13 protein-coding genes, 1 tRNA gene and 1 pseudogene are annotated in these 15,339 nt (G+C 72.5%); 10 read left to right on the top strand and 5 right to left on the bottom strand.

Annotation, left to right across the window (positions count from 1 at the left end; translation table 11 throughout):
• The first annotated feature begins 41 nt into the window (after positions 1-41).
• The 9 genes and pseudogenes from AB9M23_RS17410 to AB9M23_RS17370 form a co-directional block, all read left to right on the top strand.
• On the top strand, positions 42-1,484 hold the full coding sequence (locus AB9M23_RS17410; protein ID WP_372425847.1) for a phage portal protein: 1,443 nt from the start codon (positions 42-44) through the stop codon (positions 1,482-1,484).
• Entirely contained in the window at positions 1,481-1,756 is a 276-nt protein-coding gene (locus AB9M23_RS17405) for a hypothetical protein (protein WP_372425846.1), read from the top strand. Before AB9M23_RS17410 ends, AB9M23_RS17405 begins: the two co-directional genes overlap by 4 nt.
• Positions 1,753-3,648, top strand: a complete 1,896-nt coding sequence (locus tag AB9M23_RS17400; protein WP_372425845.1) for a prohead protease/major capsid protein fusion protein — start codon at positions 1,753-1,755, stop codon at positions 3,646-3,648. Before AB9M23_RS17405 ends, AB9M23_RS17400 begins: the two co-directional genes overlap by 4 nt.
• A 2-nt stretch (positions 3,649-3,650) precedes the next feature.
• Positions 3,651-3,863, top strand: a complete 213-nt coding sequence (locus AB9M23_RS17395; RefSeq protein WP_372425844.1) for a phage head-tail joining protein — start codon at positions 3,651-3,653, stop codon at positions 3,861-3,863.
• 2 nt (positions 3,864-3,865) lie between these two features.
• Complete coding sequence (locus tag AB9M23_RS17390) at positions 3,866-4,264, top strand: DUF2190 family protein (RefSeq protein WP_372425843.1); 399 nt, start codon at positions 3,866-3,868, stop codon at positions 4,262-4,264.
• 126 nt (positions 4,265-4,390) lie between these two features.
• Positions 4,391-6,871, top strand: coding sequence for a phage tail tape measure protein (locus AB9M23_RS17385; protein ID WP_372425842.1), 2,481 nt, complete (start codon positions 4,391-4,393; stop codon positions 6,869-6,871).
• Positions 6,871-7,245, top strand: coding sequence for a hypothetical protein (locus AB9M23_RS17380; protein ID WP_372425841.1), 375 nt, complete (start codon positions 6,871-6,873; stop codon positions 7,243-7,245). Before AB9M23_RS17385 ends, AB9M23_RS17380 begins: the two co-directional genes overlap by 1 nt.
• Before the next feature lie 2 nt (positions 7,246-7,247).
• Positions 7,248-7,448, top strand: a complete 201-nt coding sequence (locus AB9M23_RS17375; RefSeq protein ID WP_372425840.1) for a hypothetical protein — start codon at positions 7,248-7,250, stop codon at positions 7,446-7,448.
• Positions 7,449-7,776: 328 nt separating this feature from the next.
• Positions 7,777-8,295: pseudogene (locus tag AB9M23_RS17370) on the top strand (tyrosine-type recombinase/integrase); the annotation flags it as partial.
• A 241-nt stretch (positions 8,296-8,536) separates the two neighbouring features.
• Here AB9M23_RS17370 and AB9M23_RS17365 read toward each other — a convergent pair.
• The 3 genes from AB9M23_RS17365 to AB9M23_RS17355 all read right to left on the bottom strand — a co-directional run bounded on the left by AB9M23_RS17365 (position 8,537) and on the right by AB9M23_RS17355 (position 10,086).
• Positions 8,537-8,610: transfer RNA gene (locus tag AB9M23_RS17365), tRNA-Gln, on the bottom strand.
• Positions 8,611-8,756: 146 nt separating this feature from the next.
• A complete protein-coding gene (locus AB9M23_RS17360) occupies positions 8,757-9,596 on the bottom strand; it encodes an aldo/keto reductase (protein ID WP_372425839.1) in 840 nt (279 codons plus the stop codon).
• A gap of 94 nt (positions 9,597-9,690) precedes the next feature.
• Complete coding sequence (locus AB9M23_RS17355) at positions 9,691-10,086, bottom strand: hypothetical protein (RefSeq protein ID WP_372425838.1); 396 nt, start codon at positions 10,084-10,086, stop codon at positions 9,691-9,693.
• Between the two features lie 315 nt (positions 10,087-10,401).
• Between AB9M23_RS17355 and AB9M23_RS17350 the strand changes: the two genes are divergently transcribed.
• Positions 10,402-12,297, top strand: coding sequence for an AsmA family protein (locus AB9M23_RS17350; RefSeq protein ID WP_372425837.1), 1,896 nt, complete (start codon positions 10,402-10,404; stop codon positions 12,295-12,297).
• Between the two features lie 193 nt (positions 12,298-12,490).
• Here the strand turns inward: AB9M23_RS17350 and AB9M23_RS17345 are convergent, their stop codons facing one another.
• Together AB9M23_RS17345 and AB9M23_RS17340 are read right to left on the bottom strand one after the other, a co-directional pair.
• Entirely contained in the window at positions 12,491-14,230 is a 1,740-nt protein-coding gene (locus AB9M23_RS17345; protein ID WP_372425836.1) for an ABC transporter permease, read from the bottom strand.
• Entirely contained in the window at positions 14,230-15,273 is a 1,044-nt protein-coding gene (locus AB9M23_RS17340; protein ID WP_372425835.1) for an extracellular solute-binding protein, read from the bottom strand. The genes AB9M23_RS17345 and AB9M23_RS17340 overlap by 1 nt, the downstream gene beginning before the upstream one ends.
• Positions 15,274-15,339 lie beyond the last annotated feature (66 nt).

Below are 15,339 nucleotides of genomic sequence, written 5' to 3'. Positions count from 1 at the left end.
TGCGCCGCGCGATCGCGTCCGCGAGCCCCAGGCCTGACGCCATGTCCCTCGTCGCCCGCCTCCTCTCCCTCTTCCCGGTCCGCGAGGTCCCCGCCCCGGCTCCGGCCGCGCCCGTCATCGTGCGGCGCGCGCCGGGCGGCGACGGCTTCGTGCGGTCGTTCGAGGGTGCGGCCGGCGGGCGGCGGTGGGACGGCTTCACCGAGATGCACTCGGCGCCGGCGGCGATCCTCGCCGCCCGGCCGATCCTCGCGCGCCGCGCCCGCGGCCTCGTCGCGAACAGCCCGCACGGCGCCGCGGGCGTCGAGGCCTGGGAAAGCGCGCTCGTCGGGACGGGCATCAAGTGCGTCTCCCCCGTCGCCGGCCTCGGCGAGGCTTTCGAGGCCTGGACCGACGATGCCGACGCGGACGGGTTGACGGACTTCTACGGGCTCCAGAAGCTCGTCTCGCGGTCCGTGGCGACCAACGGCGAGGCGCTCGTCGTCATCCTCCCCGGCATGCGCCTGCGCGTCCTGGACCCCGAGCAGCTCGACACGGCGGTGCTCGTCGGCCCCGGCGCCAACCGCGTCGTGCACGGCGTCGAGTTCGACGCCGCCGGCCGGCGCGTCGCCTATCACGTGCGCCTCGAGCCGCCGGGCTCCTGGTTCGCTCGCGTCGAGACCGTCCGCCTCCCCGCCGAGGACGTGCTGCACGTCTTCCGGCCGATCGTCCCCGGACAGGTCCGCGGCCTCACCTGGTTCGCCGCGGCGCTCCTGCGCTTCGCCGATTACGACCGAGCGACCGACGCGCAGCTGCAACGCCAGCTCGTCGCCGCGCTTCTCGCCGGCTTCATCGTGAGCCCCGACGGCGCCGGGGAAGAGCTTGCCGGGCGCGCCTCCGTCGAAGGCGGTCCGCCGTCCCTCGAGCCGGGGACGATGACGGTCCTCGACCCGGGACAGGACGTGCGTTTCAGCGAGGCCGCGCCGATCGGCGCCGAAGCGATCGAATTCCTTCGGATCACCGCGCGCGAGATCGCCGCGGCGATCGGCGTCCCCGCGCACGTCCTCACGGGCGACCTGACACAGGCGAACTATTCGAGCCTGCGCGCCGGCCTCGTCGAGTGGCGTCGCCGCGTCGAGGCGCTCCAGCACAGCATGATGGTCTTCCAGTTCTGCCGGCCCGTGTGGCGTCGGTGGGTGACCTGGAAGGCCCTCGCGGGTGATCCGCGCTTCGCCGGGTTCTTCCGGGACCCGGAAGCCTTCCTCGCCGCCCGGTGGATGACGCCGCGCTTCGATTGGGTCGACCCGAAGAAGGACGTCGAGGCCGAGCTGCTGGAGATCGGCGCCGGGCTCAAGTCCCGTCGCCAGGCGGTCGCCGCCCGTGGCTACGACGTCGAGGCGCTCGACGCCGAGATTGCCGCCGATCGCGAGCGCGAGGGCCGCATGGGGCTCGCCTTCGTCGCGGCGCCCTTGGCCGCGCCCGCGGCTCCCGAAGGGGGGGCGGAATGACCCATCCCCCGAACATCGGCCACATGCTCGACGAGGTGTTCGCCCGGCCGCACGACGCGACCCGCGGCGACGACGAGGCCGCGGCGATCGAAGCGCGCGACGTCCTCTCGCCGGCCTTCTGCGACTTCCGCGACGTCGTCTTGCGCCGCCGCGGGCGCGCCTCTCTCGAGGAGCTGCGCCGCGTCCGCACCGCCGTCCGGTGCCTCGACAAGCTCCTCGGCGACACGATCGCCGAGCGCGAGAACGCCCCTCCCCGGAGCCGAACCCGATGAACGCACCCGCCACCCTCTCTCGCGCGGGCGATCCCGACGCGATCGTCACGCGCCTGGCACCCGCCGAGGCGGGCTCGACCTGGAACGCCGAGACGCGACAGGTAGAGGCCGTGATCGCGACGAACGGTGCGGGCGTCCGGCGCTGGGACGAGCGCGGGACCTACGTCGAGCTTCTCGACCCCGCCGGCATGGAGGCGATCGACAGCGTCGTGCTGCTCGACGCGCACCGGCGCGAGAGCATGGCGCACGTGATCGGCCGGGCCGATCGGCTTCGCCCCACGCGCAGCGACGTGCGCGCCCGTCTCACGCTCTCCCCCCACAACACGACCGCGCAGACGCTGGCGAGCGAGCTCGGCGACGGCGCCCGGTTCGGCGTGTCCATCGGCTACGTCGTGCTCGCCTGGGCCGAGCAGACCGACCCGAAGACGGGCGCCCGGACGAAGACGGCGACCCGCTGGCAGCTGCGCGAAGTCTCCATCGTCCCCGTCCCCGCAGACCCGAAGGCCTCAACCAGGAGCGATCCCATGCCGCCCGAAGTCGACACCCCCGCCAACCCCGCACCGACGCCGCCGCCTCCCCCGCCGGCGACGCCTTCCGTCGAGCGCTCGGCGCCGCCGGCCCCGGCCGTCGTCGACCGCGCCGCGGTCAACCGCGAGATCCGTTCCATCGCCACCCTGTCCGGCCTCGGCCGCGATTGGGCGGATGCGCAGATCGATGCGGGCGCCGACGTCGAGGGCACCCGCGCCGCCGCCTTCGCCGAGATGCAGCGCCGCGGCGGCCCGGCCGAGTCCGTTCGCTCGGCGCCCCGCGTCGAGATGGGCACCGACTGGACGGACCCGGCGCACCGCGTGCGCGCCGCCGGCGAGGCCGTGTTCGCGCGCTACACGCCCGGCCACGCGCCGAGCGAGCCCGCCCGCCGCTTCATGGGGATGACGACACTGGATCTCGCGCGCGAGTGCCTCACGGCGCGCGGCACGCCGGTCTCGGGCCTCTCGGCGGCGACCATCGTCGAGCGCGCCTTGCACTCGACGTCGGACTTCCCCGCCATCCTCGGCGAGGGGATTGGGCGCACGATGCGCGAGGCCTACCGCGCCGCGCCGTCCGGCCTCAAGCAGACCGGCCGGCGCACCACCGCCCGCGACTTCAAGGCCAAGCACAGCCTCCAGCTGGACGGGCCGGCGCAGCTGGAGAAGGTCAACGAGCACGGCGAGTTCAAGTCCGGGACGCTGCGCGAGAGCGTGTCGTCGTACGCGCTGGAGACGCGGGGCCTGATCATCGGCGTGACCCGCCAGGCGATCGTCAACGACGACCTCGGCGCCTTCGCCGACATGGGCCGGCGCTTCGGCGTGACCGCGGCGGCGACCGAGGCCAAGATCCTGGTGCAACTGATCCTCGCCAACGCCGGCGCCGGCCCCACCATGTCGGACGGGAGTCCGCTGTTCCACGCCTCGCACGCCAACGTGTCGGCCGGCGCGGCGCTCGCCGTCGAGGCGCTCGGCGAGGCGCGCAAGGCCATGCGCAAGCAGACCGGCCTCGCCGGCGACCTCATCGACGTCGCCCCGCGCTTCCTCCTGGTTCCGCCGGACCTGGAGACCACGGGCGAGAAGGTCCTCACCCAGCTCGCGCCGACCCGTCCCGACGACGTCAACCCCTTCGCCGGCAAGCTCGTGCTCGTCGTCGAGCCCCGCTTCACCGACGCGGGGCGCTGGTACGTCGCCGCCGACCCGGCGACCGTCGACGGCCTGGAGTACGCGTACCTGGAGGGCGAGGAAGGCGTCGTCGTCGAGACGAAGGCCGGCTTCGAGGTGGACGGCGTCCAGATCAAGGGCCGCCTCGACTTCGGTGCGGGCTTCGTCGACTGGCGTTCCTGGCACATGAACCCCGGTGCCTGATCATGAGCGACGCCGCCGCCATCGCCGCCCGCCTGGAGACGCTGCGCGCCGCCCGCGCGAGCGCCGAGAAGCGGGTGCGCTTCTCCGACGAGGAAGTCGAGTACCGCTCGGATAGCGAGATGGCCGCGGCGATTTCCGACCTCGAGCGACAGCTCGCCAACGCCACCGGCCGGCGCGTGCGCGCCGTCCGCTTTTCCTACAGCAAGGGATTGTGACCATGCGCAACCACGTGCAGCCCGGCAACCTGATCACCGTCACGGCCCCGGCCGGCGGCGTCACGAGCGGCGCGGGCGTTCTCGTCGGCTCGCTCTTCGGCGTCGCGGCCACGACCGCGGCCGCCGGCGCGCCCGTCGAGATCGCCACGACGGGCGTCTACGACCTGCCCAAGGCGGGCGCCACGACCTTCACAGCCGGCGCGCCGGTCTACTGGAACGCCGCCGCCGGCGAGGCCGCCGCGCTCGCCGCCGGGCGTCCGCTCGTCGGCGTCGCGACCGAGGCCGCGGCGGACGGCGCCACGACGGCCCGCGTGCGCCTCAACGGCGTGTTCGGCGCCGCGCCGAGCGAGACCACCGCCGACCTCGAGAGCCGCCTCGCGGCCCTCGAGGCGGCCCCGTAAAACCGGGATCGGCGGGGACCTTCTCGACGGGCCGGGCGGCCCGGACAAGGCGCGGGAGGCCCCGCCGGGCTCGTCACCTCCCGCGCCACGCCCACCCTTTCAACGCCCGCGCACTGAGGCACTGGCATGGCGACCCTCGAATCCAATCTCGTCATCCGGCTGATGGACCGGCTCACCGGGCCGGCGCGCGGGGTGTCGGGCGCGATGGATCGGCTCCAGCGGGGCGCAGCGGGGCTGAACCGGGCGCTGATGCTGCCCAGCTTCGGCATGTTCTCCGGCGGGCTGATGGCGCAGGCGGCGGCGCTCGGCGGCGCATACGGGCTCGGGCGCGCCTTCATGGGCGCATCCAGGACGGCGGCGGATTTCGAGCAGGCGATGAACAAGGTGGGCGTCGTGACCGGCGCCACGTTCGAGCAGCTTCAATCCATGGAGGCCCAGGCGAAGGAACTCGGCCGCACGACGCAGTTCACCGCGTCGCAGGCCGCCGACGCCATGGGCTTCCTCGGCATGGCAGGGTTCAAGACCGACGAAATCCTCGCGGCAATGCCGGGAACACTGCAGCTCGCGGCCGCCGCGCAGATGGATCTCGGTTCCGCCGCCGACATCGTGTCGAACGTCCTGTCCGGCTACAATATGGAGGTGGACCAGCTCGGGCGCGCGAACGACGTGTTGGTGAAGGCGTTCACGTCGGCGAATACCGACCTGTCGCAGCTCGGCGAGGCGTTCAAATATGCCGGTCCGACCGCCACGGCGGCCGGCGTGCGGTTCGAGGAGGCCGCGGCGGCGCTCGGACTGATGGGCAACGCCGGCATCCAGGGCTCGATGGCCGGCACGTCGTTGCGCGGTGCGATCTCGAACATCCTCTCGCCCACCGCCGGGATGACCCGCGTGATGCGACGCGCGGGCCTCAACTTCACCAACGCGCAGGGCCGCCTGCTGCCGCTGGTAGACATCGTCCGCCAGCTCGAGCCCCATGCGGAGGACGCGGGCCTCTTCATGGAGCTGTTCGGCCAGCGTGCCGGCCCGGCCATGGCGGCGCTCGTCACGCAGGGAGCCGATGCGCTCCACGGGCTCGATCGCGATCTTCAGAATTCGGCAGGCACGGCCGACCGGGTCGCGGCCGCGCAGATGGAAGGCTTCAACGGCGCCATGCGCGGGCTCTCTTCGGCCGCCGAGGGCGTCGCGATCGCATTCGGGGAGATGGTCAACCCGAGCATCGAGCGCTTCATGGAGCGCATGACGGAACACCTCCAGTCGCTCACCGGCTTCCTGGAGAGTCTGGCGGGCCGCGTGACGATCTTCGATCGCATCAGCACCGCCTACCAGGCGCTGATGGTCGGGCTCGGCGACGGGCAGGGCGGTATCCTTGATGGGCTGCGCGAGCTGGGCGGTTGGCTCAACGAGGGCCTGTTCGGCAGCGCCGAGGCGTTCGAGAGCGACGCCATGCGCCTTGCGGAGACCTCGAACCTGTTTCGGCAGATCGGCCGGGACTTCCGCGCCTTCGGCGACGACCTGCTCGGTGGGAACTTCGGGGATGCGTTCGACCATCTCAACGACGCGTTCGCGAAGATGAGCGGCTGGGGCGCCGTCCTCACGATGTACGGCATGGCGGCCGGCACAAGCCTGCTCGCCGGGGCGATTACCGCGCTCGTCACGAGCAAGTTCTTCAAGGTCGCGGCCGTGGCGACGGCGATCGCGAAGCTCATCGAGATCTCGCGCGAGGCCGAAAGTCTCGGCGATGTGACGCGAATGATGTCCGATCTGTCGGCAGTGGAACTCGGCGCGCTCGCCGTAACCGTGGGCCTGCTCGCCGGCAACCTGTACAAGTTGTTCCGGGCGCTGCGCAGCGCGCCGCCGGTTCCGCCCGGGGGAGCGCCGCCCGGGGGCGGCCCTGGCGGCCCGCCCGGCCCCGGTGGCGGCGGCATGGCCGGGATGATGCGGACGCTCGCGGGAGGCGTGGTGCGTGGCGCGGCCGCCTGGTTCGCGCTGAAAGCCGGTGAATACGCGATCGAGGAACACGCCATGCCGGCCCTCGATCGGGCTCTCGGCCTCGATCAGAACCAGCGTTTCCTCGATCGCCGGGCAGCTTATGACCAGTACCTCGCCGAGACGGGAGGCGGCCCCGGGGTCTTCGGTGGCGGAGTGCTGGGGAGCCTCAACCGCCTCTGGGGCGGCGAGGAAGCGCGCGCGGCGCAGGCGCGCCTCGAGGCTCGCCTCGCCGAAATCGATGCGGCGACCGCGGCAGCCCCAGGCTATTCGGGTCGCGACTTCACCCTCGGCGGCTTCGGCGGCTTCCGCCCGGACAACCGAGCGCCGATGGCGGGCGGTTTCCGCGGCACGCCCTTCGACGCCCGCTCCGTCTCGCAGCTTCCGAGCGCGAACGATCCCGAGGTGACGATCGCGAACATGTCGCTGTCGCAGTTGCTCCAGCGCGGCGAGCAAGTCGACGTGAACGTGACCAACCCGCCTCAGCGGCCAAATGTCACCGTTACCAACACGAATACGTTCCACATCCACGGTGCCGAGGATGTAGAGGCAATGGCACGGAGAATAGGTCAGGCAACAGCTGCAGCGGTTGAAGGAACATTCAGTGATGGTGGATTGTGATGCTGTATCATAATTCCATTGTGCAAGATATCGCCCTCACGACGGGCGCCAATCACACGATCAAGTTTGACGTAGACGTGTCGAACATTGGAGCGGAATGGCTAATGTGCGGCGTCGAGGAGATCGAATTTCGGTACGGGTGGCCGCCGGCCGCCGAGAACTTCGCCTTTTGGCCGGGCAATATCGAAGTGACCGCCTCCCCCGACCTTCCCGACGCGATCCGCTTGACGGTGCACCTGCGCGCCGAGCACGTGCAGGCGATCCCCGCAGGTGACGGCGCGTCCTACGCTCTGACGCTCGTGCATGCCGAAGGCGCCCGCGAAACCATCGCTCGCGGGCGCCTCGGTCGCAATGCGCCGAAGGCGAGTGCCTGATCATGCCGCGCCGCCCCGCCCCGTTCACGCAAGCCGACGTCGCCCGCGCTGTGAAGGGCGCGGCGAGCGCAGGCTTGCGCGTGGGGCGTGTCGAGATCGCGCCGGACGGGCGAATCATCGTCGTCTCTGCGGAGGCGGCCGCGCCGCGCGAGCCGTCCGACCCGTTCGACGCGTGGAAGGAGTCGCGCCGTGGTGCGGGTTAGGCTCAAGGGGATCAACCGGGTGTCCAAGGTGCTCGCCGGCGGCGAGCGCGTCACCTACTGGTACGCATGGAAGGGCGGCCCGCGCCTCGACGGCGCGCCCGGCTCGCCGGAGTTCGTCGCCTCCTATCAGCGCGCCCACGCCGCGCGCTCGCTCGCCGCGCCGGGCACCCTGCAGGAGATACTCGACGCGTATCAGCGCTCCGGCGAGTTCACCGGGCTCGCCGCGCGCACACGGGCGGACTACGTCAAGCAGCTGCACCGCATCGAAGCGGCTTTCGCCGACTTCCCGCTCGCCGCTCTCGCCGATCGCCGCGCTCGCGGCGAGTTCATGTCGTGGCGCGACGGGCTCGCCGCTCGCTCACGCCGCCAGGCGGACTATGCCTGGACGGTGCTCGCCCGGTCGCTGTCCTGGGCGAAGGATCGCGGGCTCGTGGTCGCGAACCCGTGCGAGCGCGGCGGGCGGCTCTACAAGGCCAGCCGGTCGGACAAGGTGTGGAGCCTCGACGACGAGGCGGCGTTCCTCGCCGCCGCGCCGCCGCATCTGCGCCTGCCGCTGCTGCTCGCCGTCTGGACCGGGCAGCGGCAAGGCGACCTGCTGCGCCTGCCGTGGAGCGCGTACGACGGAGCCGCAATTCGGATACGCCAGTCGAAGACCGGCCGGCGCGTGATCATCCCTGTCGGCGCGCCTCTCAAGACCGCGCTCGAGGCGACGCCACGCCGCTCGCCGATCATCCTCGTCAACACGCGAGCGCATCCCTGGACGGAGAGCGGCTTCCGGGCGTCGTGGGGCAAGGCCAAGGGCCGCGCCGGGCTCGCGGGGCTCACCTTCCACGACCTTCGCGGGACGTCGGTGACCCGGCTCGCCCTCGCAGGCGCGACCGAGCCGGAGATCGCCACGTTCACCGGCCTGTCTCTCGCGGACGTGCGCGCCATCCTCGACGCCCATTACCTGCATCGTGATCCGGTGCTCGCCCGGAGCGCCGTCGCGAAGCTGGAGGCGGCGGCGCTCGCCGCAATCCTCCCAACCGCGCGCCCAACCGAGCCGGTCGCGTCGTCTGTCGAAATCCGAAAAGCGCAAGGAAATCAAGTGGCTGGGGGACCTGGATTCGAACCAGGACTAGCGGAGTCAGAGTCCGCGGTTCTACCGTTAAACTATCCCCCAGCAGGGGTGGCGTCGCCGCCATCGCCCTGGCAACGCGCGGGCGATGGCCCGGTTCCCGTCGGCGATGGCGGCTAGATAGCGGGGGTGCCGGCGCTTGTCCAGCCCCTTTCGTGACGCCGAGACGACGCCCCCGACGCCGCGCCGGCTCAGAGCATCGCCAGCGGCGTGGGTGCGCGCGGCGGCGGGAAGAGCCGGTCGAGCTCGGCATGGTCCTCGTCGTCGAGCACGAGGTCGAGCGCCGCGCGGTCGTCGCGCAGGTGCGCCTCGGTCGCGGCCTTGGGGATCGCGATCGTGCCGGGGCGCGAGAGCACGAAGGCGAGCGCGACGCGATACGCGCTCGCGCCGTGCTTCTCGGCGATGCCGGCGAGCGCGCGCTCGGGCAGGCCGCCCTGCCCCACCGGGCTGTAGGCCATCAGCGGCACGCCGCGCGCCCGGAGCGCGGGCACGAGGTCCCATTCCGGACCGCGCTCGGTGACGTTGTAGAGCACCTGGTTCGTCGCGCACGCCTCGCCGCCGGGCAGGCCCCACAGCTCCTCCATGTCGTCCGTGTCGAAGTTGCTGACGCCGAACCGCGCGATGCGCCCCGCGTCGAGGAGATCGCGAAAGCCCGCGAGCGTCTCCGCCAGGGGCACGTTCCCGCGCCAATGCAGCAGGTAGAGATCGAGCCGCTCGACCCCGAGCCGGGAGAGGGAGCGCGCGCAGGCCTCGCGCACCCCCGCGCGGTCGGCGTCGTGCGGGTAGAGCTTCGAGACGAGGAACACCTCCTCGCGCCGCCCGTCGATGGCCTCGCCGACGACCTCCTCGGCGCCGCCGGAGCCGTACATCTCGGCGGTGTCGACGAGGGTCATGCCGAGGTCGAGGCCGAGCCGCAGCGCACGGACCTCGTCGGCGCGCCGGGAGCGGTCCTCGCCCATCCGCCACGTCCCCTGCCCCAGCGCGGGGACGGACGTGCCGTCGGGCAGGGCGACGGTCGGGATCGCGGGCATCGGCGGCTCCTTTCGCGAGCGCGTGGGCGACGCCGAGCGGCTTGCGGCGCTTGGCGCCGGCGTCGGTCGATCGGCGTCGGTCGATCGGCGCGGGTCAGTCGGCGTTGATCACCGAGACGACCCGGAACGTGTGCATCTCGTCCATGTCGTCCCTGATCGAGATGTACTCGCCGATCTGGAGGACGTGGTCGCCGAGTCGGAAGGCGGCCTCGTCGTCGTCGTCCCGGTCCGGGTCGTAGTCGAAGATCCAGGTATGGCCGCCCTTGCCGCCGGCGCGGTGGACGAGACGGCCGACCTGGTCCGCCTCGCCGCTCCAGAACCGGCGCACGCGGCAGACGTCCCGGCGCGACCGCCAGGCCTCGGGGTCGATGCGACCATCGGCGTCGAGCGGCGCCACGATGTCGTAGCCGTGTCGCGCGGATCCGTTGGGATGATCGTGGCTGCGGGCGAGATGCAGGATGATTCGCTTGAAGTTGTGAGGGAGACTCATGACGCGCGTTCCCGTCTGTCGGTCGAGATGGACGCACAGACGAGCACGCGTGCGCACGCGCCGCCTTGATCGGGCGCAAACGGGCGAGCGCCGTGGGACGTTCCATCCCCCGCGTCGTCCTCCGCGGTTCCGGGGGGCGCGGGCTCTGCCGTACGATCGCCGCGTTTTGGGGCGAGCAAGTCGCACGCGGGGCTTTCGGAACACCGCCTCGACTGGTTAAAGAAGCGTGGCGCGTCCGTCGCGCGATCGTTCACGGGGTCGCCTCGGCCGAGGGGGCCCGTCGCCACGAGACCCGCCTGCGAGACCCCGTTCGGCATGCGCCACACATCCTCCCTGCGCGAGAGACCGTCCCTGAAGGCGAGGCTGATCGTCGGCGCCGTCGGGATCCTCGTTCTCGCCGGGCTCGTGCTGGCGGTCGCGCCGTGGACCGTCTCCTCGGACGCGCTGCGCGCGGCAGTCGAGCGCCAGATCGAGCGCGAGCTCGGCCTCGCCTTCCCGGTCGCCGGCCGCACCACGATCGCCTTCCTGCCCTCCCCGCGGGTGAAGTTCGAGGACGTTCGGCTCGCCGACGCGGCCGGCACGCCGCTGATCGAGGGCGGCGCGCTGCGCGGCCAGCTCGCCTGGGGTCCGCTCGTGCTCGGCCGCATCCGGCTCACGGAGGCCTCGCTCGCCCAGTCGCGGATCGTGGTGGCGATCGACGCGAACGGCCGCTCGCCCTGGGACGTCGCCCTCGCGCGGCTGTCGGAGCGGGTCGGCGAGCCGCGGGGCGCCCTCGTCGGCGCGATCGGCCTCCTCGACACGACGATCGTCTACACCGATGCCGGCGCGAGCCGCCGGGAGGTGATCCGCGACGCCGACCTCAGGCTCTCCTGGCCGGACGGGCGCGGTCCCGTCTCGCTCTCCGGCTCGGCCGCCGTGCGCGGCGAGGCGATCTCGATCGCGCTCTCCCAGCTCGATCCTTCCGCGCTCGCGAAGGGCGCGCGCAGCCCGATCGACCTGCGCCTGTCGGGTCGCCTCGGCCGCCTCTCCGTCGCCGGGAGCATCGCCGCCGGCCGCGACAGCCCCTGGCTGGCGGGCACCGTCTCCTTCGAGACCCGCGCCGCCCGCGAGGTCCTGGCCTGGACCGGCGCGCGGCTGCCGCTCGGCCCGCTCGTCGGGCCGCTCTCGCTCCAGGGGCACGCGAACGGCGTGGGGCGTACGCTCTCCTTCTCGGCGCTCGAGCTCGGGCTCGGCGGCGCACCGCTCGAGGGCGCGATCACCGCGCGGCTCGCGGACGGCCGCCTCGGCATCAGCGGGACGCTCGCGGCCACGACCCTCGACCTGAGCCGCTTCGCCGCGCCCGTGCTCGAGGCGAGCAACCCGGCCTCGCCGCTGCGCCGGGTTCCGCTGACGCTCTCCCAGCACACGGCCGCCGACCTCGACCTGCGCCTCTCGGCGAGCGAGGCGCGCATCGGCGCGGTGCGGCTCGGCGAGGTGGCGATGAGCGTGCTCGTCAATGCCGGGCGGATCGAGACGACGGTCTCCCGCGCCGGCCTCGCCGGCGGCGAGATCCGCGGGCGCTTCGCCCTCGCCGACGCACCCGCGGGCGTCGAGATGCGGCTGGAGGCGGAGGGGTCGCGCGTCGACCTCGGCGCGCTCGGCCGCGCGCTCGGATCGGCGTGGGTCGCCGGCGCCGCGACGAGCGACATCGCGCTGATCGGCACCGGCGTGGACGCGGACGCGCTGCTGGGGGCGCTCCAGGGCGCGATCGTGGTGGAGGTGGGCGCGGGCGAGTTCGCAGGCGTCGACCTCGCCGAGGCGCTGCGCCGCTTCGAGCGTCAGCCGCTGACCGCCACGCGCACCCTGCGCAGCGGGCGCACGCCCTTCTCCAGCGCGATCGCGCGCCTCGAGGTGGAGGACGGCGTCGGCCGCATCGTCGACGCCGGCTTCGAGAGCCCCCAGCTCTCGGGCATGCTGGAGGGCACGATCTCCCTCGCCGCGCGGCGCATCGACGCCAAGGCGGCGGTGGAGAGCGTCACGCCGGTGGGCGACGACAACCTGATCTCCGCGCTGACCTTCGGCTTCCGCGGCCCCCTCACCGACGTCGCGCTGGTGCCCGACGCCAAGGCGCTGATCCAGCGCTCGGGCGCCGCGCGGCTCCTCCTGGGCACGCCCGAGCCGGTCCAGCCGGACGCGACGATCCCCGCCTTCGCGCCGGCGGCGCAGCAATAGAGGTCGTGGACCGCCTCCAGCCCCCTCGGGGCGGGGAAGGCGAGCCGAGCGAGCCGGGGGCGGAGTCCCGTCATGCCGCGGGCGTGGACGGCTTCGGCGGGCGTCGGACGCACCTTCGGCGCGCGCCCTCCGTCTCGTCGGCCTGCGGCGCCGATCCCCCTCCCACGATTGGGGAGGTTCGCGGCCGCTCGGCTCACCGTGCGCTCTCCCCCTTCGCCATCACGCGCATCAGCAGCAGCACCGGCAGGATGCCCACCGCGACGATCGCCAGCGCGCCCGTGGCCGCCTGGGCCAGGCGCTCGTCGGAGGCGAGCTGGTAGACGCGCACGGCCAGCGTGTCGAAGTTGAACGGCCGCACGATCAGGGTCGCCGGCAGCTCCTTGAGCACGTCCACGAAGACGATCAGTGCGGCGGTGACGAGCGAGCCGCGCAGGAGCGGCGCGTGCACGCGCGCGACGACGCCGCCGGGCTTCTCGCCCAGCATCCGCGCCGCGTCGTCCATCGTCCTCGAAATCTTCAGGAAACCCGATTCGACCGAGCCGTATGCGATGGCGAGGAAGCGCACCAGGTAGGCGAACAGCACGGCCACGACCGTGCCCGACAGGATGAGCCCCGTCGAGATGCCGAACGTCTCCCGGAAGAAGCCGTCGACCGCGTTGTCGAAGGCGCCGAGCGGGGCGAGGACGCCCACCGCGACGACGGTTCCGGGCACGGCGTAGCCGATGGTGGAGACCCGCACGAGAACCCGAAGGGACCGCGCCTGCGAAAGGCGCGTGGCGTAGGCGAGGAGCACCGCCACCGCGACGAGCAGCACCGCCGCCATCGCGGCGAGCGTCAGCGAGTTCGCGGCATAGCGCCAGAAGCGCTCGCTCATGAACGGGTCGCCGCCGATCAGGTGCAGGCGCAGCAGGATCAGAACCGGGGCGACGAAGCCCGCGACCACCGGCAGCGCGCAGGCGACGATGGCGAGGGCCGCACGCCAGCCGCGCAGTCGGAAGGCGGGCGCCTTGCGCGCGCCGCGGCCCACCTGGGTGTAGCGCTGCGCGCCCCGTGCATGGAGCTCGAGCGCGATCAGCACGAGCACGAAGACCAGGAGCCCGGTGGCCAGCTGCGCGGCCGCCGTCTGGTCGCCCATGCCGAACCAGGTGCGGTAGATCGCCGTGGTGAACGTGCGTACGCCGTAATATTGCATCGTGCCGAAATCGGCGAGCGCCTCCATCAGCGCGAGCGCGACGCCCGCCGCGATCGCCGGGCGCGCCAGCGGCAGCGCGACGCGGAAGAAGGCGCTCCAGGGCCCGTGCCCGAGCGCGCGCGACGCGTCGAACGCGTTCGCCGTCTGCTCCAGGAAGGCGGCGCGGGCGAGCAGGTAGACGTAGGGGTAGAGGACGCAGGTGAGCATCCCGCTCACGCCCCAGACATTGTATACGTCCGGGAACCAGTAGTCGCGCGGGCTCGTCCAGCCGAACAGCTCCCGAAGGCCCGTCTGCACCGGGCCGGCGAAGGCGAGGAAGTCGGCGTAGGCGTAGCCGATGATGTAGCCGGGGATCGCGAGCGGCAGCAGCAGCAGCCAGACGAAGGCGCGCGAGAACGGGAAGCGGCACTGGGTCACGAGCCAGGCGCTGACCACGCCGATCGAGATCGTGCCGAGCCCGACGACCAGCACCAGGATGCCGGTGTTCACGAGCAGGTCCGGCAGGATCGTCGAGGCGAGGTGCGCCATCACCTCCGTGCGCGGCGAGACCATGCTCGAGGCGACCGACAGGATCGGCAGCAGCACGAGCGCCGCCACGAGCGCCGTCGCGACGACGAGCGCGCGCGGGGCACGCGAACGGGCTCGCCCCCGCCGGGTCCCGGCGAGGGCGATGCCTTCCTTCATCAGGCCGGTGGCGGCGGCCGAGGTCGCCCCCGCCGCCGCCGGCTCCGTCCCGCGCATCACTTCCAGCCGGCCCGATCCATGATCATCAGGGCCTCGGCGTTGTTCTGCGCGAAGATCTCGGCGGAGAGGTCGTCCTCCTGGAACTCGCCCAGCGTCTGGATCCACTCGGGCGCCGCGACGCCCTGGACCACCGGGTACTCGCTGTTGCCCTCGGCGAAGTAGCGCTGCGCCGAATCGGAGGCGAGGTACTCGAGGAAGAGCTTGGCCGCCTCGGGGTTCGGCGCGTTCGCCGCGACGCCGCCGCCGGAGATGTTCACGTGCGTGCCGCGGCCGTCCTGGTTCGGGAACACGACGCAGATCTGCTCGGCCACCGCGCGGTCGTCGGGGTTCTCCGAGCGCATCAGGTTGCCGAGGTAGTAGGTGTTGGAGATCGCGAGATCGCCCTCGCCGGCCGCGACCGCGCGGATCTGGTCGGTGTCGCCGCCGCGGGGCTCGCGGGCGAAGTTCTCGGAGAGCCCGCCGGCCCACTCCTCGGTCGCCTCGGGGCCGAGCGCGGCGAGCACGGAGCCCGTCAGCGACTGGCTGTAGATGTTGGTCGAGGAGCGGCTGAGCACACGGCCCTCCCACTCGTCGTCGGCGAGCGCCTCGTAGGTCTGCGGCGGGTTCTCGACGCGATCGCAGGCGTACATGATCACGCGGGCGCGCTTGGAGAAGCCGAACCAGAAGTTCTCGGGATCGCGCAGGTATTCGGGCACGCGCTCCTGCAGCACCTCGGACTCGACCGCCTGGAACAGGCCCGCCTGCTGCGCACGCTCGAGACGCCCGGCGTCGACCGTCACCAGGATGTCGGCCGGCGAGTTGGCGCCCTCCGAGATCATGCGCTCGATGAGTTCGTCGGCCCCCGCCTCGATACGGTTGATGGTGATGCCGGTCTGCGCGGTGAAGTCCGCATAGAGCGCCTCGTCGGTGTCGTAGTGGCGCGACGAGTAGAGGTTCAGCTCGCCGCTCTGCGCGACGGCCAGCGCGGGCAGGCCGACGAGGCCGGCGGCGAGGGCCGTGCCGAGGAGAAGGGTGCGGCGTGCGGGCAGGAAGTGGGTCATGGCGATCGTCTCTCTCCCGTGGCCGAGCGGTCGATGCGCCCGGATGTCGATCTGGCGAGCCGCCTC

Origin of the sequence: Salinarimonas chemoclinalis (genome assembly GCF_041514305.1) — a bacterium.
GTDB classification, from domain to species: domain Bacteria; phylum Pseudomonadota; class Alphaproteobacteria; order Rhizobiales; family Beijerinckiaceae; genus Salinarimonas; species Salinarimonas chemoclinalis.
This window is presented reverse-complemented; position numbering and strand designations above follow the sequence as displayed.